Source organism: Saccharopolyspora kobensis (genome assembly GCF_900108315.1).
In the GTDB taxonomy this organism is placed as follows: domain Bacteria; phylum Actinomycetota; class Actinomycetes; order Mycobacteriales; family Pseudonocardiaceae; genus Saccharopolyspora; species Saccharopolyspora kobensis.
In genome coordinates this window covers 1,820,767-1,841,091 of the sequence record NZ_FNVB01000002.1, presented here as the reverse complement: position 1 = coordinate 1,841,091, position 20,325 = coordinate 1,820,767, and the positions used below count along the sequence as shown (strand labels likewise).

Annotated in this window: 21 protein-coding genes; 12 read left to right on the top strand and 9 right to left on the bottom strand. The window is 70.7% G+C overall.

Annotated features, from left to right (window positions below):
- Positions 1–5: 5 nt before the first annotated feature.
- The 3 genes from C4T78_RS08365 to C4T78_RS08355 all read left to right on the top strand — a co-directional run bounded on the left by C4T78_RS08365 (position 6) and on the right by C4T78_RS08355 (position 4,552).
- Positions 6–1,016, top strand: coding sequence for an Acg family FMN-binding oxidoreductase (locus C4T78_RS08365; RefSeq protein WP_093358140.1), 1,011 nt, complete (start codon positions 6–8; stop codon positions 1,014–1,016).
- 139 nt (positions 1,017–1,155) lie between these two features.
- Positions 1,156–2,967, top strand: a complete 1,812-nt coding sequence (locus tag C4T78_RS08360; RefSeq protein WP_093358141.1) for a flavin-containing monooxygenase — start codon at positions 1,156–1,158, stop codon at positions 2,965–2,967.
- The gene (locus C4T78_RS08355) at positions 2,957–4,552 is read left to right on the top strand and encodes an SMP-30/gluconolactonase/LRE family protein (RefSeq protein ID WP_093358142.1); all 1,596 of its coding nucleotides are present in this window, start codon (positions 2,957–2,959) and stop codon (positions 4,550–4,552) included. The genes C4T78_RS08360 and C4T78_RS08355 overlap by 11 nt, the downstream gene beginning before the upstream one ends.
- Before the next feature lie 63 nt (positions 4,553–4,615).
- Here C4T78_RS08355 and C4T78_RS08350 read toward each other — a convergent pair whose 3' ends face one another.
- The 3 genes from C4T78_RS08350 to C4T78_RS08345 form a co-directional block, all read right to left on the bottom strand.
- Positions 4,616–5,101 carry a hypothetical protein gene (locus C4T78_RS08350; RefSeq protein WP_103908094.1) on the bottom strand — a complete coding sequence of 162 codons (486 nt, stop codon included), beginning with the start codon at positions 5,099–5,101 and terminating at the stop codon, positions 4,616–4,618.
- A 386-nt stretch (positions 5,102–5,487) separates the two neighbouring features.
- A complete protein-coding gene (locus tag C4T78_RS35965) occupies positions 5,488–5,952 on the bottom strand; it encodes a hypothetical protein (RefSeq protein WP_143186057.1) in 465 nt (154 codons plus the stop codon).
- 178 nt (positions 5,953–6,130) lie between these two features.
- Entirely contained in the window at positions 6,131–7,024 is an 894-nt protein-coding gene (locus C4T78_RS08345; RefSeq protein WP_093358187.1) for a LamG domain-containing protein, read from the bottom strand.
- Positions 7,025–7,528: 504 nt separating this feature from the next.
- On the opposite strand from C4T78_RS08345, the gene C4T78_RS08340 reads away from it, so the two are divergent.
- Together C4T78_RS08340 and C4T78_RS08335 are read left to right on the top strand one after the other, a co-directional pair.
- Positions 7,529–8,749, top strand: a complete 1,221-nt coding sequence (locus C4T78_RS08340; protein ID WP_258958332.1) for a phosphodiester glycosidase family protein — start codon at positions 7,529–7,531, stop codon at positions 8,747–8,749.
- Positions 8,750–8,790: 41 nt separating this feature from the next.
- A complete protein-coding gene (locus tag C4T78_RS08335) occupies positions 8,791–8,985 on the top strand; it encodes a hypothetical protein (RefSeq protein WP_093358143.1) in 195 nt (64 codons plus the stop codon).
- On the opposite strand, the gene C4T78_RS08330 is transcribed toward C4T78_RS08335, so the two are convergent.
- Positions 8,982–9,782 carry a crotonase/enoyl-CoA hydratase family protein gene (locus tag C4T78_RS08330; protein ID WP_093358144.1) on the bottom strand — a complete coding sequence of 267 codons (801 nt, stop codon included), beginning with the start codon at positions 9,780–9,782 and terminating at the stop codon, positions 8,982–8,984. The two genes, C4T78_RS08335 and C4T78_RS08330, sit on opposite strands and share 4 nt — an antisense overlap.
- 227 nt (positions 9,783–10,009) lie before the next feature.
- Here C4T78_RS08330 and C4T78_RS08325 point away from each other — a divergent pair, with 227 nt between their 5' ends.
- From C4T78_RS08325 to ykgO, 5 genes are all read left to right on the top strand, one after another.
- Complete coding sequence (locus C4T78_RS08325; RefSeq protein ID WP_093147696.1) at positions 10,010–10,657, top strand: FadR/GntR family transcriptional regulator; 648 nt, start codon at positions 10,010–10,012, stop codon at positions 10,655–10,657.
- A 27-nt stretch (positions 10,658–10,684) separates the two neighbouring features.
- On the top strand, positions 10,685–11,650 hold the full coding sequence (locus C4T78_RS08320) for an asparaginase (RefSeq protein ID WP_093358145.1): 966 nt from the start codon (positions 10,685–10,687) through the stop codon (positions 11,648–11,650).
- A gap of 142 nt (positions 11,651–11,792) precedes the next feature.
- Positions 11,793–12,983, top strand: coding sequence for an RtcB family protein (locus C4T78_RS08315; RefSeq protein WP_093358146.1), 1,191 nt, complete (start codon positions 11,793–11,795; stop codon positions 12,981–12,983).
- Positions 12,984–13,104: 121 nt separating this feature from the next.
- Positions 13,105–14,145, top strand: a complete 1,041-nt coding sequence (locus tag C4T78_RS08310) for a flavin-containing monooxygenase (protein ID WP_093358147.1) — start codon at positions 13,105–13,107, stop codon at positions 14,143–14,145.
- A 94-nt stretch (positions 14,146–14,239) separates the two neighbouring features.
- Positions 14,240–14,362 (top strand): type B 50S ribosomal protein L36, encoded by a 123-nt coding sequence (gene ykgO, locus C4T78_RS08305; RefSeq protein ID WP_093146885.1) that lies wholly within the window; start codon positions 14,240–14,242, stop codon positions 14,360–14,362.
- Between the two features lie 51 nt (positions 14,363–14,413).
- On the opposite strand, the gene C4T78_RS08300 is transcribed toward ykgO, so the two are convergent.
- The 4 genes from C4T78_RS08300 to C4T78_RS08285 all read right to left on the bottom strand — a co-directional run bounded on the left by C4T78_RS08300 (position 14,414) and on the right by C4T78_RS08285 (position 18,008).
- Complete coding sequence (locus tag C4T78_RS08300; RefSeq protein WP_093358148.1) at positions 14,414–15,415, bottom strand: aldo/keto reductase family protein; 1,002 nt, start codon at positions 15,413–15,415, stop codon at positions 14,414–14,416.
- A 124-nt stretch (positions 15,416–15,539) separates the two neighbouring features.
- A complete protein-coding gene (locus tag C4T78_RS08295) occupies positions 15,540–16,349 on the bottom strand; it encodes a lipase family protein (protein ID WP_093358149.1) in 810 nt (269 codons plus the stop codon).
- Between the two features lie 137 nt (positions 16,350–16,486).
- Positions 16,487–17,440 carry a nucleoside hydrolase gene (locus C4T78_RS08290; protein ID WP_093358150.1) on the bottom strand — a complete coding sequence of 318 codons (954 nt, stop codon included), beginning with the start codon at positions 17,438–17,440 and terminating at the stop codon, positions 16,487–16,489.
- Positions 17,441–17,576: 136 nt separating this feature from the next.
- Complete coding sequence (locus C4T78_RS08285; RefSeq protein WP_093358151.1) at positions 17,577–18,008, bottom strand: protein-tyrosine phosphatase family protein; 432 nt, start codon at positions 18,006–18,008, stop codon at positions 17,577–17,579.
- A gap of 89 nt (positions 18,009–18,097) precedes the next feature.
- On the opposite strand from C4T78_RS08285, the gene C4T78_RS08280 reads away from it, so the two are divergent.
- The gene (locus C4T78_RS08280; protein ID WP_235863874.1) at positions 18,098–18,874 is read left to right on the top strand and encodes an SDR family NAD(P)-dependent oxidoreductase; all 777 of its coding nucleotides are present in this window, start codon (positions 18,098–18,100) and stop codon (positions 18,872–18,874) included.
- A 14-nt stretch (positions 18,875–18,888) separates the two neighbouring features.
- On the top strand, positions 18,889–19,398 hold the full coding sequence (locus C4T78_RS08275) for a cupin domain-containing protein (protein WP_177247810.1): 510 nt from the start codon (positions 18,889–18,891) through the stop codon (positions 19,396–19,398).
- A gap of 66 nt (positions 19,399–19,464) precedes the next feature.
- On the opposite strand, the gene C4T78_RS08270 is transcribed toward C4T78_RS08275, so the two are convergent.
- The gene (locus tag C4T78_RS08270) at positions 19,465–20,307 is read right to left on the bottom strand and encodes a PhzF family phenazine biosynthesis protein (RefSeq protein WP_235863875.1); all 843 of its coding nucleotides are present in this window, start codon (positions 20,305–20,307) and stop codon (positions 19,465–19,467) included.
- Between the last annotated feature and the right edge of the window lie 18 nt (positions 20,308–20,325).

The following is a 20,325-nucleotide window of genomic DNA, read 5'->3' as shown; positions in this document are numbered from 1 at the left end:
CCACGATGAACACGACCATCACGCCAGTGGGCAGCCTGACCGCCGGAGAGGTCCGCGAGGTCCTGACCGCGGCCACCTCCGCACCGTCGCTGCACAACACCCAGCCCTGGCGCTTCCACTGCACGCCCGGTGCGATCGAGCTGCACGCCGACACCTCGCGAGCCCTGGAGGCCGCCGACCCGGAGCATCGCGAGCTCGTGCTGGCCTGCGGCGCGGCGCTGCTGAACCTGCGCGTGGCCATCCGCGCCAGCGGGACCGTCCCGGACGTCCGGACGCTGCCCGAACCCGGGCGGCCGGACCTGCTGGCGACCGTGCGCCCGGCCGCGCGGCGGCCCGCCACCCCGGCCGAGCAGGAGCTGGCCGCGGCGATCCCGCAGCGGCGGACCAACCGCAGGCCCTTCCACCACGACCCGGTCCCCGCCGTGCTGCAGGCGTCGCTGCGGCAGGCCGCCGAGACCGAGCGGGGCTGGCTCGCCGTCCTGGACCCCCCGCAGCGCCTGGTGCTGTGCGGGCTGAGCAGACGAGCGCACCAGGAGCAGCTCGACGACCCGGAGTTCGTGGCCGAGTGGCAGCGCTGGACCGGGCGCACCGGTGACGTCGGCGAAGGCGTCCCGGCGCGCAGCGGCGGCCCGGTCCCGGAGCCGCAGGACGAGTTCGTGCTGCGCGACTTCGGCGGCAGCGGCGCGCGCACCCGCGTGACCGGCAAGGACTTCGAACCCGAGCCGCTGATCTGCGTGCTCGGCTCCTTCCAGGACTCCCGGCACGCGCAGCTGCAAGCGGGGATGGCCATGCAGCGGGTGCTGCTGACGGCGACGGCGAACGGGCTGGCCAGCTCGTTCATCTCCCAGGTGGTGGAGGTCGCCGACACCCGCCGGGAGCTGCGCGCGCTCATCGGCGGCGGCCTGTGGCCGCAGATCGTGCTGCGCGTCGGCTACGGCTCCCCGGTGCCGGCCACGCCGCGGCGCCCCCTCGAAGACGTCGTGACCGGCGAACTGGAGACCAACCGCAGCAGCTGACCTGCCCCGAACACCATCCTAAGTGGACTCACGGAGTCGCGAGGACACCTGCGCTGGCGAGCGACCGGACCCCACTGGTAGCTTTCTTAAGTCAGTCAGCTGAATTAAATGGTCGATCGCCACCGTGAGAAAGGCCGGCATGCCGACGCTCCCGCCGCGGATCCCCGACGTCCTCGACTTCGACCCCGACGCCCTGCGCGAGCGGTACCGGGCGGAACGCCTGCGCCGGATCCGCCCCGACGGCAACGAGCAGTACCAGCGCGCCGAAGGCCGGTTCGGCTACTACGCCGACGACCCGTACGCGGAACCGGGATTCACCAGGGAACCGGTCCGCGACCGGGTGGACGCCTTGGTGGTCGGTGGCGGCTTCGGCGGGCTGCTGGCCGCGGCGCGACTGCGCCAGGCCGGGCTGGAGCGGATCCGGATCGTGGAGAAGGGCGCCGACTTCGGCGGCACCTGGTACTGGAACCGCTACCCGGGCGTGCACTGCGACATCGAGTCCTACGTCTACCTACCGCTGCTGGAGGAGGTCGGGCACGTCCCGGAGTGGAAGTACTCGCCGGGTGAGGAGATCCGCCGGCACGCGATGGCGATCGGCCGCACCTTCGACCTCTACCGCGACGCCTGCTTCCAGACCGCGGTGCGCGAGCTGCGCTGGGACGACGGCGAGTGGATCGTGCGCACCGACCGCGACGACGAGGTGCGGGCGAGCTACGTCGTGATCTCCAACGGCACGCTGGAACACCCCAAGCTGCCCCGCATTCCCGGCATCGAGACCTTCACCGGCCACACCTTCCACACCAGCCGCTGGGACTACGGCTACACCGGTGGTGGCCCGGACGGCGGTCTCACCGGCCTGGCGGACAAGCGGGTCGCGGTGATCGGCACCGGCGCCACGGCCGTCCAGGTGGTCCCGCACGTGGCCCGTGACGCCCAGCACCTGCACGTCTTCCAGCGCACTCCGTCCGCAGTGGACGTGCGCGCCAACCGGCCGACCGATCCGGAGTGGGCGGCATCCCTGGAAGCCGGCTGGCACGCCCGCAGGCGGGAGAACTTCCTCGCCGCCGTCACCGGGCACGACCTCGACGAGGACCTGGTGGACGACGCGTGGACGGCCAGCGGCCACGTGCTCGGCAAGATCACCGCCACCGACGCCCACGACCACCTCCCGCGCGAGGAGTGGGAGCGGATCGAGGAGATCCTCGACTTCGCCAAGATGAACCAGCTGCGCGACCGCGTCGATGCGATCGTCGACGATCCGGCCACCGCGGAGCTGCTCAAGCCCTGGTACCGCTACGGCTGCAAGCGCCCCACCTTCAGCGACGAGTACCTGCAGACCTTCAACCGCCCCAACGTGACGCTGGTGGACACCGCCGACCACGGCGGTGTCGAGCGGATCACCGAACGCGCGCTGGTGGTCGGCGGCACCGAGTACGAGGTGGACTGCGTCATCTTCGCCACCGGCTTCGAGGTCGGGAAGTCCGACGCGTTGACCGGACGGCTCCCGGTGCACGGCAGGGACGGCACGGGACTGCTGGAGTCGTGGGCCGCCGCCGGCGGGGTGCGCACGTTGCACGGGGTCTGCAGCAACGGTTTTCCCAACCTGTTCCTCCTGGGCGCGCTGCAGAGCGCCCCGCTGGTGAACTTCGTGCACGCGCTGGACGAGCAGGCGGTCCACATCGGCGCGATCGTCGCCGAAGCGCGCAGGCGCGGCGTCAAGCACGTCGAGCCGACACCGCAGGCCGAGGACGCCTGGGTCGAGACGCTCCGGGCGACCGCCTGGGACCAGGAGCGCTTCGCCGAGGAGTGCACTCCCGGTTACTACAACAACGAGGGCGGGGCGCGCGGGCCCCGCGAGCTCTACGCGCCCGGCCCGGCGGCCTTCCACCGGCTGCTGCGCGAATGGCGCGAGGGCGAGGGCATCGACGAGGTGCTCGGCGATGCGGGCTGAACCGGGCCGCACTCGTTGCGGACACGCCGAACGGCCGGACAGCGAGCGGTGGCGGATCGAGCGGCTCACCAGGGCGAATCCGCTGTTCGGTTCCAACGGGATCGCGTTTGGTCCGGACGGCAGGCTCTACGTGGCGCAGTACGTGGCCGGCCGGATCAGCGCCGTGGACCTCGCTTCCGGCGAGGTCGAGGCGGTGGTGGAACCCGACGGCCCGGTCCAGTCGCCGGACGACCTGGCCTTCGGTGCCGACGGGTCGATGTACATCACCGACCTCACGCCCGGACGGGTGTGGCGGCGCGCCCCGGACGGGACGTTCACGCTGATCACCGACGACGTCGTGATGCCCAACGGCATCGCGTGCGTCGGTGACCGCCTGTTCGTCAACGAGATGCGGGTGGGCGGCCGCCTGCTCGAACTGACGCCTGGTGCCGAACCGGTGGAGCTCGCAGGCGGGCTGGCGATGGGCAACGCGATGCAGCTGGGCCCGGACGGATGCCTGTACTACCCGCACATGATCACCGGCGAGGTCCACCGCGTCCCGCTGGACGGCGGCGAGCCGGAGCTGGTCGCCGAGGACGTGCACGCGCCGGTGGCGGTCCGGTTCGACCGGGGCGGCGTGCTGACCGTCCTCTCGCGCGGCGGCGAGGGCATCGTCACCCGCATCGACGTGTTCGGCTCCGGCGATCGCTCCGTCGTGCCGGGCGAGGTGTCCGCTATGGACAACGCCGCTTTCGACGCCGAGAACCGGATGTTCGTGTCCAGCTTCGCGGCAGGCGGGATCGCGGAGCTGGCACGCGACGGCAGGGCGCGCGAGGTGGTGCCGACCGGGCTGGTCGGCCCGTTCGGCGTGGCGGTGCACCGCTCCGGCACCGTGTTCACCGGCGACAACTACCGGTTGGCGAGCATCGACGACGGCGAGGTGAGCACGCGCGAACTGCTCGTGTTCAGCCACGGTGTCACCGCCGACGAACGAGGACGGGTGCACGTCACGTCGCAGTTCGGCGAAGTGCGCACCTACGAGCCCGATGACCGCGTGCTGACGACCCGCGCGCGAGAACTGGCACGGCCCACCGGCATCGCCGCACGCGCGGACGGCAGCCTCGTGGTGGCCGAGACCGGGCGCGGGCGCGTGGTGGCCATCGCCGAAGACGACGCCCTGACCGTCCTGGCCGACGACCTGGACTCCCCGGTCGACGTCGCCGTCGACGAGGAGGGCCGCTGCTACGTCAGCGACGACCAGCGCGGCACGGTTTCGCTGATCGGCGATGGCGGGATCGCGGTCGTGGCCGAAGGACTCGACGCACCGCAGGGCATCACCGTGCTCGACGCAGAGCTGTTCGTCGTGGAGACGGGTCGCCGAAGGCTGCTCGCGATCGACCTGACGACCGGCGAACAACGCGTCGAAGCCCACCACCTCGCCGTCGGACTCCCGCCGGGAACGACGCGCGCGCAACCGGAGCTGTTCAACCACGGCCTTCCGGGCGTGCCAGTGCCTTTCGCGGGCGTGGCCGCGGGCCGCGACGGCTCGCTCTACGTCTCCGCCAACGGCGAAGGCAGCGTGCTGCGCCTGCATCGCGGCAGCTGACGGAGCGAAACAGCCCGCACCTACCCAACCTTCAACGTTCCGCTGCTTTCCCGCCCTTGGTCCTCAATATGACCTTGACACCTGAAGCAGGCTGCATGCGGAAGACCAAGACGGCAAGGAGCCTTGAAGCTGCTTCGGGTCCATACTCAAATAGTCAGGCGGCACGTCACCGATCCCTCCCACATCGAGGACATAAAACTCCGCCAGATCACCCGACACCCTGAGTTGCGCACCCGGAAAGAATTCGAAAAGCACACCAACACGACCATTCGACCACTCAGGAACACTGGATACGACCGTCAGCGCCGCAATAGGAACCTGCTTCGACAGCATTTTCCACTCAAACGATTGCAGACCGCGCACCACAAGCAGCGCCGAATTTCCAACCTCAAACTGCAAGGTGGTGCGCATCTCAAAGAGAAGAGCCGCCGTGGAAGTCAAATGACACACTCGGGAGTCGAGCAACTGCGCCTCCTGAAGAGAATCCACCTCCCGCAAAGGATCCACTTCAACCGAACCGAAGGGCAGCACATCGAACCCATCCTGCACCAGATCATTGATAGATATCATAGAACCGGGATGCGATCGCAGGGGTACGTGACTTGATGATCCGCCGTAGCGCTGAGCAGACTCAACACGGCCAAATCCATCGGCGAAAGTCTGCTAGATTTCGATCATCGATCACCGGATGACCCCTCCCATACCCCTTCAGGGCAACAACGCTCCAATAAGCGCTGGTGCCGTGGTGACCACCAACAGACTTCACTCCGAAAAGGCTTCCGCCCTCACGGTGCAGCTCGTATCTGGCACGAATCTAACATCAACCCGGATAGGTCGAACTGCCGTCAACAGTGCCGCCAACCACCACAATCACCCCGCAGGAAAACTACGGAAAATCTTCACAGTTCACCCCAGCCCCCAAAAAGCGAGATCTTCTATTCCGGAGAGAGTCCCCAGATCACTGGATTATCCGCCAATGCAGGAATAAATTCGGTCAGATGGCGATACACCTCTCGCAGAAATTCAAAAAATGCACCTAGAAGCTCTTCGCGATCGACCGAAACTCGCCATTCATGCTTCGATGAAGCAATCACGACGCGATCTCCCCCGTATCCAAGTCGAATGACTTCATCGTTTTCCGTGAAACCGATCGCCGAATCCTCTCCCGAAGAAAGTCGGTTCAACGCGTGCCGAAGAGACAAAGCCAGGTCCACAAGGGTCACGCACCCCTCCCCAGAAATAACCTCGACCCCGTCGGCCACAAACTCTGCACGCACCCCGAAGTATTCGTAGCAAAGGTCCATCTCGCTGATGACTGCCGGGTTAACCTGGGTCGCCCTGTCCCAGGTATCGCGCCAAGGCGACCCAACAATCGGGAGCTCAAAAGAGAGATGAATCACGAACCCCCAGCCTCCTCCATCAATTCATCACTTGATCGATTGCGCCCAACGTCATGAACGTGGCACTCCACCTCTCCCCGTCCCGGGAGTCCGAGCTCTGCATCTACGTCCTTGACGGTTTCCTTACTTCCTCCGCGCCCAACATGAAGGGTGCTTCGAGCGATAAGAAGGGAGTCGATCAACCCGCTCCGTACGAGGCGTACAGGGTCTTGATCCGATCAGTACTCAGACGCTCGGTGTAGATTCGGACGTCATCGACGCCGCCCGGCCAGAACTCCGCCGGCGCTCCAGCCTCTTTACCGCGCCCGATCTGGGTGCCACCGGCAGCCGACCAAGGATTCTGCAAGTTCCCATCACCAACACGTTCCCCGTTGACGTACAACCAGACCCTGCCGGTCACCGCGTCGTACACGCCGACGAGATGGGTCCAGGTGTTCAGCTCGGCACCGAGCACGGACAAGGCGGCCTTGGTCACCGGCGCTGACTCGGTATCGGTTTCGGGCATCTCGAACACCCATGAACCGAAGGGAGTTTCGAACCTGTCCAGGAAGTGCCCCAGTCGGAACTTGCTGGTATTCGCGCCGTCCACGCTCACCGCGGTGAACTGTCCGTCATGCTTGCTGGACAGATACACCCATGCCGACACGGTGAAGCTCTCACTCGTACGCAGGTTGACCGTCGAAGTCGACACATGGTCATCCACACCGTCCAACGCGATCGCATTGCCCACCCGACCGGGAGCGAAGGCGGCTGCGCCCTGGACAGTCCCGGGAACACCGCCGACCGAGTCGGCCGCGGTTGTTCCGCTGGTCTCGTCGAGCCGCCAGTTGTGCACCAGCGTCGAGTCCTGGCCGGTGAGCAGCCGGACGTCCTTCGTCGGGGTTGTTCGGCTTTCCACCACAACCCGAGCCCGCTGAGCACGGGCTGCTTCCGATGCGGCTACGTCGCTCGGAGCGCCGTTCACCGGTGCCGCACTTCCCATCGGGACGCTGAACGACGCAGCGAACACCGCCGCGACCAAAGCGACCCGCAACGGCGAGCCGGCCGCGAATCCGCCCACTCTGGACACCATGACCTGCACGTCCCTCCCCCAGACGACATGAGCGCACCGAAAGCATCAGCAGCACGTCCTCTGCGCGAGCAGAGAAGGACCGCCGGTCAAGCCGGGCACAAGCCCAGCAGAGGTACAAAAGTGAACCGGATCTCCGGTCGGGAGCCTAGCGCTGATCGGGCGACAGCGACACGGTCAGCATCCCCATGACAAGATCGACAGGAGTCACTCTCCCTCCGTTGCCGGATCGCACCGCGGCGTTGCCGAGCGGGGATCCAATGGGGTGATTCTGCACGGGAATCGAGCGACCAGGTGGACTGCGTCGCCGTTGCTGCCGGGTGTGAAATCGACTGCCCCGCCCCGCATTCCGGGTTTCGCTGCTTCTTTCGGCCCAGCCGCCCTGCTGCTTCTGCGCTGATCGTATTGTCACCGGCAGGCGCAGTTCGGATCTAGCACACCGGTTGTTCACCACCGGATGATTCAGTGATCGAAAACCGGGCGCAGGATTTCCGAGGAAGGCGGTCGATGATGGCCCTTGCCGAGCGTGGGCGCCGGAGGGCGCTGAGCACCGTGGTCGCGATCAGCGCGTTGCTGCTGTCCACACCGGCGGCGACCGCCACCGGATCGCTGCACACCGACACGCAGCTGGCGCCCGGCGTGACCTACCGGTCGTTCGAGATGTCCACCGCGCACGGGCCCGTGGTCGCCTACCTGATCACCGCCGATCTGCGGGTCCCGAGCGTCGAGCTCGGCCTGCTGCACCCGGGTGCGGTCGCCGCGCGCGACGAGATCCCCGACATGGCCAACGCCCAGGGCGCGATCGCCGGGGTCAACGGCGACTTCTTCCACATCAGCGAGTCCCACGAGGGCATCGAGGCCACCGGGTCCGCGGTGGGCCCGGAGATCGCCGACGGGGCGGACCGCAAGGCCGCGGTGCCCGACGGCCAGCGCTTCGGCCCCGCGCTGCCCGCGGGAACCTCCACTGAGGACGTATTCGGGGTCGGCGTCGACCGCCGGGCGCGGGTGTCCAGCGTCGAACTCGACGGCATGCTCCGCAGTCGCGGCCGGACCGCCGAGATCTCCGGGCTGAACCAGTACGCGCTGCCGGAAGGCGGCATCGGCGTCTTCAACGCCGACTGGGGCCGGGTTTCGCGCGCGCGGGCGGTGTGCGGGACCGACACCGACCGCACGGCGCCGTGCAGCGAGCAGACCGAGGAGGTCGTCGTCAGCAACGGCGTGGTCACCAGCACCCAGGACCGCCCCGGTGCCGGGGACATCCCGGCCGGAACGGTGGTCCTGGTGGGCCGCGAGGGCGGTGCGGCCGAGCTGGAGAAGCTCGACGTCGGCGACCGGGTCGTGGTCGAGACGCACCTGTCGGCGGCCGACGCCCCGCCGCTGGACTTCGCCGTCGGCGGCTTCCCCATCCTCCGCGGCGGAAAGCCGCTGTCCGGTCTGGACACCGAGGAGCTCGCGCCGCGCACGGCGGCCGGGGTCAGCGCGGACGGCCGCACGGCCTACCTGCTGACCGTGGACGGGCGGTCGGCGGCCAGCACCGGTCTGAGCGTGCTCGAGACGGCCGAGCTCCTGCGGTCCGCGGGCGCGGTCGACGGGATGAACCTCGACGGCGGCGGTTCCTCGACCATCGCGGCGCGCGAACCCGGCCAGGACCTCGCGACGGTGCGGAACGTGCCCTCCGACGGCGTGCCGCGACCGGTGGCCAACGGAGTCGGCGTCTTCTCCCGCTGAACCCAGGTACCCTGCGGGGGTATCCGGAACGGAGGGATCAGATGCGCACGCTCCTGCACCTGCAGCGAACGCACGAATGGCGCCGGGTGCACACCCGGCTGGAAGCCGCCGTGCACCTGTGCTGCCACCGGCTCGTCCCCGCCATCACCGCCGAGCTGCGCCGCGCGGGCAGCGCGGGCGAGCTGACCGCGCGGATCACCGCTCGCGCCGCGTCGGTCTGCCGGGCGGCGCGCTAGCGGAACGCCCGCTTGGCGAACTCGGCGACCTTGCCGCCGGCGTTGGCCTTGCGGGCGATCTTGTGGTTGGCGCCGAGCAGGAGCCGGAGCTGGTAGCAGCTCTCCAGCTGGAACGCCTGCCACGGGGCGACGTGCCAGGTCCGCTGGAACATGCGCTTGGTCGCGGCCACCGCGTCCGGCGAGCGGGACGCGAGCTGCTCCGCCAGCTCCAGCGCCGCCGCGCGCGGGTCGTCGCCGACCTCGGTGACCAGGCCGAGCTCGTGCGCCTTGGTCCCGTCGAAGATCTCGGCGGTCATGGCCAGCCGCTTGGCGACGTCCATCGGCAGCAGCTCGCGCAGCGTCACGGTGCCGCTCATGTCCGGCACCAGCCCCCACTTCGCCTCCATCACGGAGAACTGCGCGTCGGGCGCGGCGAACCGGAAGTCCGCGCCCAGGGCGAGCTGGAGCGCGCCGCCGAAGCAGTGCCCGCGGATGACCGCCAGCACCGGGACCGGCAGCCGCCGCCAGGCCCAGCAGGCCTCCTGGTAGAGGTTGGTCGAGCGCCACGGGGGCCGGAGGAAGTTGAGCATCATCCGCCGCGGGTCCTTGCCCACCGAGGCGAAGTCGAGCCCCGCCGAGAACGAGCGCCCCGCGCCGCTGAGCACGACCGCCCGCACCGACCTGTCCGCGCGCACCTGCGCGGCGGCGTCGATCAGCGCCCGCAGCATGTCCAGGTCGAGCCCGTTGAGCCGGTCCTCCCGGGTCATGGTGACGTGGGCCAGCGGGCCCTCGATCTCGACCGACACGCGCTCCGACATCTGCGACTCCTCGGGTTCAGCGGTGGAGCACCGATCCTACTGGTCGGTAACATCTTCGGCCAGCGCCCCTCGATCATCAACCCGCAGTGACGCCGACGTGTTCTGCATCCCTCTTCCGCCGCAGTCGGGTCCGGGAATTGACAACGGAACGTGCCCGATTCACGATTCCTGTCGTGAACCTGTCTGACAGCCGGACAGCCGGTTCCGGGATCCAGCGGGTCAGCGCGATGGAAGCCGTGCTGGCCCACCTCCGCGGTGCCATCGAGCGCGGCGAGCACCCGGTCGGCGCCAAGCTGCCCTCCGAAGCCGCGCTCGGCAAGGAGTTCGCGGTGAGCCGGTCGGTGGTGCGCGAAGCGCTGCGCGGCCTGCAGGCCCTCGGGCTCACCGAGTCGCGGACCGGCAAGGGCACCTTCGTCCTGGCCGCCCAGCCGGTCGACGATCCGAGGTTCGGCTCCTACTCGGCGCGCGATCTGCTGGAAGTGCGCCGCCACGTCGAGATCCCGGCCGCCGGTTACGCCGCCCTGCGGCACACCGCCGACGACCTGGGCCTGCTCACCGACCTGCTGGAGCGGATGGCCCGCGAGACCGACGACACCGCGTGGGTGGCGCTGGACTCGCTGTTCCACATCACCGTCGCCCAGGCCTCCGGCAACCCGGTGTTCGGCAAGGTCATCGAGGAGATCCGGGACGCCCTGGCCAGGCAGTCCGCCTTCCTGAACCAGCGCGGCGACCGCCGCGCGGAGTCCGACGCCGAGCACCGCAGGCTCGTCGAGGCCATCGCGGCCGGCCGGCGCAGCGCCGCGACCGAGGCGATGGCCCACCACCTGACCAACGTCGAGCACGCCCTCAGCGACATCGTCGGCCGCCCCCGCTGACCCGCACCCCCACGAGGAGGTCCACGAATGCACCCCGCTCCCCCGACCGGCGCGCCCGCGCACGCACCGCTGGTGCACGTCCTGCGCGACGGCCTGGTCGAAAGCGTGCACCACGGCTCGGTCGTCGTGCTCGCGCCGGACGGCTCGGTGCTGTTCCAGGCCGGTGACGCCGACACCGCCTGCTACCCGCGCTCGGCGGCCAAGCCGATGCAGGCGGTGGCCATGACGCGGCTCGGCCTGTCGCTGCCGCCGGACCTGCTGGCGCTGACCGCCGCCAGCCACTCCGGCGAGCACTTCCACCTCGACGGGGCGCAGCGCGTGCTCGCCGCGAGCGGATCCACCGAGGACGACCTCGGCAACCCCGCCGACCTCCCGTTCGACCCGGTCGAGCGGGACCGCTGGATCGCGGCAGGCGAACCGGCGCGCAAGTTGGCGCACAACTGCTCGGGAAAGCACGCGTCGATGCTGTGGACCGCGCGGGAGAACGGCTGGCCGACCGAGGGCTACCTGGACCCCGAGCACCCGCTCCAGCGCGAGATCGCCGCCACCGTCGAGGAGCTCACCGGGCAGCAGATCGCCCACGTGGCAGCCGACGGCTGCGGCGCGCCGCTGTTCGCCGTCTCGCTGCGCGGCCTCGCCACCGCGGCCGGGCGGATCGCCCGCGCAGCGGCCGGGACGCCGGAAAGCGTTGTCGCCCAAGCGATCCGGGCGCACCCGGAAATGGTCGCCGGGACGCGGCGCGACGCCACCGCGCTGATGCGGGCCGTGCCGGGGCTGATCGCCAAGGACGGCTTCGAGGCGGTGCAGATCGCCGCGCTGCCCGACGGGACCGCGATCGCCGCGAAGATCGCCGACGGCAACGATCGCGCCAGGCTGCCCGTCACGCTCGCGGCGCTGGTCAGGGCGGGCGTCGACCCGAAGGCGCTGGAGCCGTTCGCCGACCCGCGGCTGGTCGTCGTCGACGAACTGGTGGACGAGCCGCGCGCCGCCTGATCCGGGTTCCGCCGCGTTCGTCCACACCGGACTCTCGCGGGCCCGGCCGGGCTCGTTGCGATGCCGCCGATTTAATTCGGTGGCATCGCAACGGGAATGGGGCGATCATCGACGGGTCGCGTACACCAGAGGAAGGACGACCATGCACACGGCAGTCGACGGCGCCAGGGTGCCGATCCGGATGTGGGCGGATCCGCAGTCCGTTGAGGACGCCGCGATGCGCCAACTGCACAACGTCGCGAACCTGCCGTGGGTGCACGGGCTGGCCGTGATGCCCGACGTGCACTACGGCAAGGGTGCCACGGTCGGCAGCGTCATCGCCATGCGCGAGGCGGTTTCGCCCGCCGCGGTGGGCGTCGACATCGGCTGCGGCATGAGCGCGGTCCGCACCTCGCTGACCGCCACCGACCTGCCGGACGACCTGGGCGTCCTGCGGCGGCGGATCGAGTCGGCCGTGCCGGTCGGCTTCGCCATGCACCGCACGCCGGTCAACCCGGCTCGCGTGCCGGGCACCGGCGGCTGGCAGCAGTTCTGGGCCGGATTCCGCGATCTGCACCCGGGCGTGCAGAACCTGCAGGACCGGGCGCGGGCGCAGGTGGGCACCCTCGGCGGCGGCAACCACTTCATCGAGGTCTGCCTGGAGCAGGGCGGCCCCGATGCCGGCCGCGTGTGGCTGATGCTGCACTCCGGTTCCCGGGGCATCGGCAACGAGCTGGCCAAGCGGCACATCGACATCGCCCGCAAGCTCCCGCACAACGCCGACCTGCCGGATCCCGACCTGGCGGTGTTCGTGGCGGGCACCCCGGAGATGCAGGCCTACCGGCGGGACCTGTTCTGGGCGCAGGACTACGCGGCGCGCAACCGCGCGACGATGCTGTCCCTGGTCCAGCTGGCGCTGGCCGACACCGTCCCCGGCACCCGCTTCGACACGCCGATTTCCTGCCACCACAACTACGTGGCGGAGGAGGTCCACGACGGGGTCGAGGTGCTGGTGACGCGCAAGGGCGCGATCCGCGCCGGGTCAGGTGACATGGGCATCATCCCGGGCAGCATGGGCACCGGCTCCTACATCGTACGCGGCCTGGGCAACACCGGTTCCTTCGAGTCGGCCTCGCACGGCGCGGGCCGCCGGATGTCGCGGACGAAGGCGCGCAAGACCTTCACCGAGGCGGACCTGGCGGCGCAGACCGAGGGAGTCGAGTGCCGCAAGGACGGCGGTGTCGTCGACGAGATCCCGGCCGCCTACAAGGACATCGAGTCGGTGATCGCGGCGCAGACCGACCTCGTCGAGGTCGTCACGCACCTCAAGCAGGTCATCTGCGTCAAGGGCTGAAGTAGGCGCGCGGGTGCTCCGCGGTTGCGGCCGCGGAGCACCCGCGCGCCTCTTGAAGCCGCGGTGCTGCGGGCGGAAAACCGGTTGCCCGAATAGTTCTCCTTGTCCAGGATTCCGGGCCATGTCAAGAGTGATCGTGATCGGCGGCGGGCAGTCCGGGATCGCCGCCGCACAGGCCTTGCTCGAACGCGGAGCACGACCTCTCGTCCTGGAATCCGGCCCGGCGGCGACCGGTTCCTGGCCGCACTACTACGACAGCCTCACGCTGTTCACCCCGGCCTGGTTCAACGCACTGCCCGGGCCGCCGCTGCCCGGAGATCCGAACCGGTATCCGACCGGCGCGGAGATCGCCGACTACCTGCGCGACCGCGCCGAGAGCCTGGACTGCGAGATCCGCACCGGCCACCGGGTCACGTCGGTGACCTCCGCCCCGGCGGGGTTCCTCGTGCGCACCGAGCACGGAGCCGAGCTCACCGGCACCGCGGTCGTCGCGGCCACCGGCGTCTTCTCCAACCCGCACCGGCCGGAACTGCCCGCGCTCGACGGCTACACCGGCGTGGTCCACCACTCCGCCGACTACCGCTCGCCGGAGCCCTTCGCCGGTCAACGGGTCGTCGTGGTGGGCGCGGGCAACTCCGCGGTGCAGATCGCGGTGGAGCTGGCCGAGCACGCCGAGGTCACGCTGGCCACCCGCAAACCGATCCAGTACGCGACGAACCAGCCGATCCCCGGCGATTCCCGCTTCTGGTCGGTGCTCTCGGCCGCGGCTCACCTCCCGCTCGGCCCGCTGCTCGGCCACGGCGCGATCCCGGTGGTCGACATCGCCGGCTACAAGGCCGCGATCGACGCGGGCAAGCCCGACCGCCGGGACATGTTCGTCGCCGCGGAGGGCACCTCGCTGCGCTGGTCCGACGGAACGGCCGAGCACGTCGACGCGGTCATCCTGGCCACCGGCTACCGCCCGGCGCTGGACTACCTGCGCCCGCTGGGCGTCCTGGACGAGGCGGGCAGGCCGCGGCAGCGCCACGGGATCTCCCGCACCCACCCGGGCCTGACCTTCGTCGGGCTGGAGCACCAGCGGAGCATCCTGTCCGGCACCATGCACGGCTGCGGCCGCGACGCCCGCCACGTGGCCCGCAGGCTCACGCCCAGCCGCATCTGATCTCCCGGCAGCACCGAGCCTAATTGAGAATGATTATCGTTTCCGACTATGCTCGGGACGGGCCCACCGCCACCGGGCCCGGGAAGGAACGAACGTGAAGGTCCGAGCATCGATCAAGTCCCTGAAGAACAAGGAGGGCTCCCAGGTGGTCCGCCGCCGGGGCAAGCTCTACGTGGTCAACAAGCGGAACCCGCGCTGGAAGGCCCGGCAGGGCTGAGCCGGGAGGTGCCGCGGCGACCTCCCGCGGCACCTCCGCGCTACGTCCGGGCTACGTCCGGGCCTTCGGCGCGTTGGCCTTGGTCAGCGCCGGATCCCGGATGACGACCGGGTCCAGCACCTCGTCGACGGCCGCCAGCAGGTCGGCGTCGAGCCGCACCCCGGCGGCCCCGGTGTTCTCGGTGACCTGCTCCGGGCGGGAAGCGCCCATGATGGCCGCGGAGACGGCGGGGTTCTGCAACACCCACGCCACCGCCAGCTGGGCCTGCGAGAGCCTGGCCTGCTCGGCCAGCGGCCGAAGCTTCGCCACGCGCGTCAGGACGTCGTCGCGCAACCAGCGGCCGACGAAGTTCGCCCCGTTCTCATCGGTGGCCCTGCTGCCCGCGGGCGGCGGTGATCCCGGCAGGTACTTCCCGGTGAGCACGCCCTGCGCGATCGGCGACCACACGATCTGCCCGATCCCGAGTTCCGCGCCGGTGGGCACCACCTCGTCCTCGATGATCCGCCACAGCATGGAGTACTGCGGCTGGTTGGACACCAGCGGGATCCGCAGTTCGCGGGCGAGCCGGTGCGCGGCGCGGATCTGCTCGGCGGTCCACTCCGAAACCCCGATGTAGAGCGCCTTGCCCGCCCGGACCACGTCGGCGAAGGCCTCCATCGTCTCCTCCAGCGGCGTCTCCGGGTCGTAGCGGTGCGCCTGGTAGAGGTCGACGTAGTCGGTCCGCAGGCGGCGCAGGGAGCCGTCGATCGACTCCGCGATGTGCTTGCGGGAGAGCCCGCGGTCGTTGCGGCCCGGACCGACGGGGAAGTAGACCTTGGTGAAGATCTCCAGCCCGGCCCGGCGTTCACCCCGCAGCGCCCGGCCGAGCACCTCCTCGGCACGTCCCTCCGCGTAGACGTCGGCCGTGTCGAACGTGGTGATGCCCGCCTCCAGCGCCGCGCGGATGCACGCGACCGCGGCCTCCTCCTCCACCTGGGAACCGTGCGTGATCCAGTTCCCGTACGCGATCTCGCTGATCACCAGGCCGCTGCGGCCGAGATGGCGGAACTCCATGCCTGCTCCGTTCGACGGTTCGTCCGCGGAACCGCCGGTGCGGCCCCGCGGACGAGTATGGCCCGAGCACCGAGCCGGGCGCCTGGTTCCGGCCGCTCAGAACGAGTTCGCCGGACGGGCTTCGTCAGACGAGGCTCTTCTCCAGCAGCTCGACGTAGCGGTCCATCTGGTGGTCCCGCACGCCGTCGGAGGCGGGTGCGAACGCGTCGCCGCTGAACCCCTTGAAGCGGTCGGCCAGCCCGGACGCGACGGTCATCTGCTCGCGCAGCTTCCCGTCGGCGCCGAAGTAGCGGATGGCGGCCACGTGGTGGAACGGTTCGGGCGGCAGCTGCGCGACCAGGTCGTTGTTGTTGACGAACCGGAACACCCTGGAGGGGAACGCATCGTCGTAGGGCCCGGCCAGGAACCGGTCGCAGGTGCGCGGCTGGCCGAAGGTGTACACGCCGTCCGGCAGCAGCTGCGGGCCTTCGAAGTACATCCGGGCCGAGGCGAGCATGGCCAGCGCCCCGCCGAGGCTGTGCCCGGTGAACCACAGGGTCTGCTCGGCGTCCCGGAGCCGCTGCACCGCATCGCGCACCCGCGGGTAGACCGCGTCGAGCGCCCGGCTGAACCCCTCGTGGACCAGCCCCTTGCCCGCCGGGCCCGGGGTGACCAGCGCGTTGGCGTCGGACAGCCAGTTCTTGATCTTCTCCGGTTCGGTGCCGCGGAAGGCCACGACGATCATCCGGTCGCTACCGGCGGCGTAGGCCTGGGTGTCCTCGATCGGGAAGGACGAGTCGAGTTCGGCCTGGAAGTACTCGCACCGGTCGAAACCCCACTCCCGCACGGTGTCGCGGATCGCCGCTTCGTCGGAGTAGGCGAGTTTGGCAGCTCTGGCCAGCCAGTACGCGTGCGCCGGCTGGTAGTCGGACACGGTGTGGTCGAACGCGGACATGGTGGGCCCTCCCGAACCGGTCGTGGGGAACGGCGCTGCGGCGCCTCTCGCGACTATGGCAAGCGGCACCGCCGCGCGTCCGCCCCATCACCGGAAGAGCGGTCCCCCACGCCCTGTTCGGGGAAACCCGCGAGAGATCAGGAAGTGACGTCGCGGGCGAAGGTGCTCAGCAGGAGCTCGTTGACCAGGTCCGCGTTCGCGTCGAGCGCGATGTGCGCGTTGGGCTCCAGCTCGGTGTCGGGGCGCGTGTCGATGACGGTCCGGCCCACGGTGAGCGGGCTCGCGGTCTCCACCGCGACGGGCAGGTGCCGCGTGGAGATCACCTCGGGGGCGACGAGGTAGGCGGTGCAGACCACGTCGTGCACCGGTGCCGCGCCGACCGCGGTGTGCTCGTAGGCGCCGATCCGGCGCGTGATGAACCGCGCCGCGGCCGTCCCGGCCGGGGTTCCCAGTGCGTCGAGCGCCTCGCAGGTCCGCTGCGGGATCAGCGCGCGGTGGGTCGCGTCGAGCGTCACGAGGGTGCGGCGGGCGAAGCCGGCGGAGAACACCACGCTCGCCGCTTCCGGGTCGGCCCAGATGTTGAACTCGGCGGACGCGGAGACGTTGGTGACGGCGTGGCCGCCGCCCATCACGACCAGCTCGTCGACCGCACCGGCCACCGAGGGGTCGACGGCGAGTGCGGTGGCGATGTTGCTCAGCGGCCCGACGGCCACCAGGGTGATCTGCTCGGTGGTCGCGCGCAGGGTCTCCACCAGGTACTCGATCGCCCCGGTGTCCCGCGCGGCGGTGCTCGGTGCCGGGATCGGCAGCTCGGTGCCGTGCGGGTCGTTCTCGTCGCCCTGCTCGAAGTGCTTGCCGCCCGGGAAGCCGAACCGGGCGATCGGGTGCGGTACACCGGGGTGCACGGGTATGTCCGGGCGGCCGATCCAGTCCAGCACGCGCAGCGTGTTGTCCGTGGTGTTCGCCAGCGCGACGTTGCCGTTGACCGTGGTGATGCCGAGCAGGTCGAGTTCGGGGTGCAGCGCGGCGAACATGATCGCCACCGCGTCATCGGTGCCGGTGTCGACGTCGAGGATGATCTTGCGGCCCACAGCGGGCTCCTTCCGACAGGCGACCGCTGCCGTCCTCAGTGGACACCAGCGGTCGCGGGGTGTTCTGGTGCAGGCCGGCGGCAGCCGCGGCGGCCTCCGAAGAAGACCCCGGGCGGCTGCCGCCGGGCCGATCGACTCAGGGCGCGTACTTGGCCGCGTAGCGCTTCTGCCAAGGGGTTTCGACCGCGTGGCGGTCGTAGTGGGCGCGGACGTAGGCGACCGCCTCCGCGGCCGGGACTCCGTCGATGACCGCCAGGCACGCCAGCGCGGTGCCGGTCCGGCCCCGGCCGCCGCCGCAGGCGAGCTCCACCCGCTCGTGCTCGGCCCGCTCCCACGCCTCGCGGAGCACCTGACGGGCGTGGTCGCGGTCGGCGGGCAGGCGGAAGTCCGGCCACCGCAGCCACCGGCTCTCCCACGCCACCTCCGGCGGTCGCTTGCCGAGCAGGTACACCGCGAAGTCCGGCTGCGGCCCAGCGGGCAGCGGCTTGCGCAGGGCGCGCCCGCGAACCGAACGACCGGACGGGAGCTGGAGCACCCCCGGTGCGGCCGGATCCCACAAGTCGATCATGCCTTCACCCTACGCGCGGGCGGAACCCGGCCGCGCGGCGCCGAACAGCGGTGGGGCACCCTGGGAGCGGACGATCCGGCGGTGAAGGGATGGCGGGCATGGACCAGGACGGCCTCGCGGGCAATGTCGCGCTGGTGACCGGCGCGAGCGGCGGCATCGGCAGCGGGATCGCGCGCCGGTTCGCGCAGGCCGGCGCCGAGGTGGTGGTCCAGTACCACCGGGACGCGGCGGGTGCGGCCGAGGTCGTCGGCGCCATCGAATCGGCCGGTGGCAACGCCGTCGCCGCCCAAGCCGACCTCCGCTCCCCCGAAGACGCCGAGCACGTCGTGCAGGCCGCTCTCGACGCTTTCGGGCGCTTGGACGCCGCGGTGCTCAACGCCGGGATCCAGCCGGTGCAGCCGCTGGCCGAGATGTCGCTGGCCGACTTCCGCGCGGTGCAGGAATCCAATGTGGACGCCACGTTCCTGGTGCTGCAAGCGGCCCGCCGCGCGATGGCCGGGCAGGACGGCGGCGGCGCGGTGGTCGCCATCGGCTCGATCGTCGGCAACCAGCCCAAGCCCGGCTCGGCGCACTACGCGGTCTCCAAGGCGGCCGTCGGCATGCTGGTGCGCTCGGCGGCGCTGGAGTTCGCGCGCGACGGGGTCCGCGTCAACCTGGTCTCCCCCGGCCTGGTGGAACGGCCGGGAATCCGCTCGGACTGGCCGGAGGGCGTGACGGCCTGGGAGACCGGCAACCCCATCGCCAGACTCGGCAGGCCCACCGACGTCGCGGACGCCTGCCTGTTCCTCTGCGGTCCGGGCAGCAGCTGGGTGACCGGGCAGGAACTGGTCGTCGACGGCGGCGCCTCGATCCGCCCGACATGGTGAGCGGGAGGGAACCCATGAGCAGCACCGCACCACGAACCCCGGGTGGGCGCACCGGCCTGCCCGGCGGGGACGACCCGGCGGTCGGCCGCGCCCTGATCGAGCAGCTCGGCCTGGAGCCGCTGGAGGGCGAAGGCGGGCACGTGCGCCGGATGTACGCCGACGACAACATGTCCTCGGCGATCTACCTGATGATCGCGCCCGGCTTCTCCGCCCTGCACCGGCTGGACACCCCGGAGGTCTACCACTGGCAGGGCGGAGCACCGGTGCGGATGCTGGTGCTGGAGCCGGGCGGCAGCATCCGCCGGGTGGTCCTCGGCCCGGACCTCGAAGCCGGTCAGGTACTTCAGACCGTCGTCCCGGCCGGCGCTTGGCAGGGCTCGCGGCCGGACGGCGCGTGGTCGCTGATCGGCCTCACCCTCGCCCCGCCGTTCCGGTTCGAGGGATTCGCCCTGGGTGCTCGCGCCGAGCTCCGGGACGGCTGGCCCGCGGCCGCCGCCGAGATCGACGAGCTGACCCGCGGCTGATGTGGGCGGAGCCGTCCTGGCCGGATCCCCCGGCCAGGCGGTCACCCGAACCACTCGGCGGGTGTTTCAGATCTCGACCTCGCCCCGGATGCAGGTGACCGCCGCGCCGCCGACCCAGGTGGCGCCGTCCTCGTCGCGGTCGATCGACACGCGTCCGTCGGCTCCCACCACCGTGCCCTGCCTCGCGACGTAGTGCGCGGGCGCGCGGCCGGTGTCGATGAGCCACTGCGCGATGCCCGCGTTGAGGCTGCCCGTGACCGGGTCCTCGAACATCTGGCCACCGCCGGGGAAGAACCCGCGCACCTCGAACTGGTGCGCTGCGCCCGGCGGGCAGGGGCCCACCACGCCCAGCGGCGGGAGCGTCGCGGGCGGGGTGGGCACCCGCAGCACCTCGTCCGCGCTGCCGAGCAGGACCGCCACCCAGCCCGGGCCGTTGTCGACCCACTGGGCATCGCGCAGCTGCTCCGGCGCGAGTCCGAGTCCGCGCGCGAGCTGCTCGCGCAGCTGCTCGTCGACCGGGCCCTGGCGGATCAGCGGCGGTGCGGCGAAGGCGTACTGCCCGCCCTCCGCGCGCAGCTCGACGAGCCCGGCCGCGCACTCCTGGACGATCCGCGGGCCGACCGGGTTCGACTGCTGGGACAGCCAGGCGTGGCAGCTGCCGAGCGTGGGGTGCCCGGCGAAGGGCAGCTCGCCCGATCCGGTGAAGATCCGCACCCGGTAGTCGGCCTCCGGGCGCGTCGGCGGCAGCAGGAACGTCGTCTCGGAGAGGTTGGTCCACCGCGCGAACCGCTGCATCGCCCCGTCGCTGAGGCCTTCGGCGTCCAGCACCACGGCGAGCGCATTACCGCTGCACACACCCGTTCCGAACACGTCGACCTGGGCGAAGGGGCGGCGAATGGATGTCGTCACGGCTCCATCGTCGCAAGC

What these genes read in the sequence shown, in the direction of transcription:
- C4T78_RS08285 (WP_093358151.1), bottom strand. Translation starts at nt 18,008, where the DNA reads ATGATCGACTTGTGGGATCCGGCCGCACCGGGGGTGCTCCAGCTCCCG.
- C4T78_RS08310 (WP_093358147.1), top strand. Translation starts at nt 13,105, where the DNA reads ATGTCAAGAGTGATCGTGATCGGCGGCGGGCAGTCCGGGATCGCCGCC.
- C4T78_RS08365 (WP_093358140.1), top strand. Translation starts at nt 6, where the DNA reads ATGAACACGACCATCACGCCAGTGGGCAGCCTGACCGCCGGAGAGGTC.
- C4T78_RS08345 (WP_093358187.1), bottom strand. Translation starts at nt 7,024, where the DNA reads ATGGTGTCCAGAGTGGGCGGATTCGCGGCCGGCTCGCCGTTGCGGGTC.
- C4T78_RS08275 (WP_177247810.1), top strand. Translation starts at nt 18,889, where the DNA reads ATGAGCAGCACCGCACCACGAACCCCGGGTGGGCGCACCGGCCTGCCC.
- C4T78_RS08315 (WP_093358146.1), top strand. Translation starts at nt 11,793, where the DNA reads ATGCACACGGCAGTCGACGGCGCCAGGGTGCCGATCCGGATGTGGGCG.
- C4T78_RS08340 (WP_258958332.1), top strand. Translation starts at nt 7,529, where the DNA reads ATGATGGCCCTTGCCGAGCGTGGGCGCCGGAGGGCGCTGAGCACCGTG.
- C4T78_RS08295 (WP_093358149.1), bottom strand. Translation starts at nt 16,349, where the DNA reads ATGTCCGCGTTCGACCACACCGTGTCCGACTACCAGCCGGCGCACGCG.
- C4T78_RS08335 (WP_093358143.1), top strand. Translation starts at nt 8,791, where the DNA reads ATGCGCACGCTCCTGCACCTGCAGCGAACGCACGAATGGCGCCGGGTG.
- C4T78_RS08300 (WP_093358148.1), bottom strand. Translation starts at nt 15,415, where the DNA reads ATGGAGTTCCGCCATCTCGGCCGCAGCGGCCTGGTGATCAGCGAGATC.
- C4T78_RS08325 (WP_093147696.1), top strand. Translation starts at nt 10,010, where the DNA reads ATGGAAGCCGTGCTGGCCCACCTCCGCGGTGCCATCGAGCGCGGCGAG.
- C4T78_RS08355 (WP_093358142.1), top strand. Translation starts at nt 2,957, where the DNA reads ATGCGGGCTGAACCGGGCCGCACTCGTTGCGGACACGCCGAACGGCCG.
- C4T78_RS08330 (WP_093358144.1), bottom strand. Translation starts at nt 9,782, where the DNA reads ATGTCGGAGCGCGTGTCGGTCGAGATCGAGGGCCCGCTGGCCCACGTC.
- C4T78_RS08280 (WP_235863874.1), top strand. Translation starts at nt 18,098, where the DNA reads ATGGCGGGCATGGACCAGGACGGCCTCGCGGGCAATGTCGCGCTGGTG.
- C4T78_RS08320 (WP_093358145.1), top strand. Translation starts at nt 10,685, where the DNA reads ATGCACCCCGCTCCCCCGACCGGCGCGCCCGCGCACGCACCGCTGGTG.
- C4T78_RS08360 (WP_093358141.1), top strand. Translation starts at nt 1,156, where the DNA reads ATGCCGACGCTCCCGCCGCGGATCCCCGACGTCCTCGACTTCGACCCC.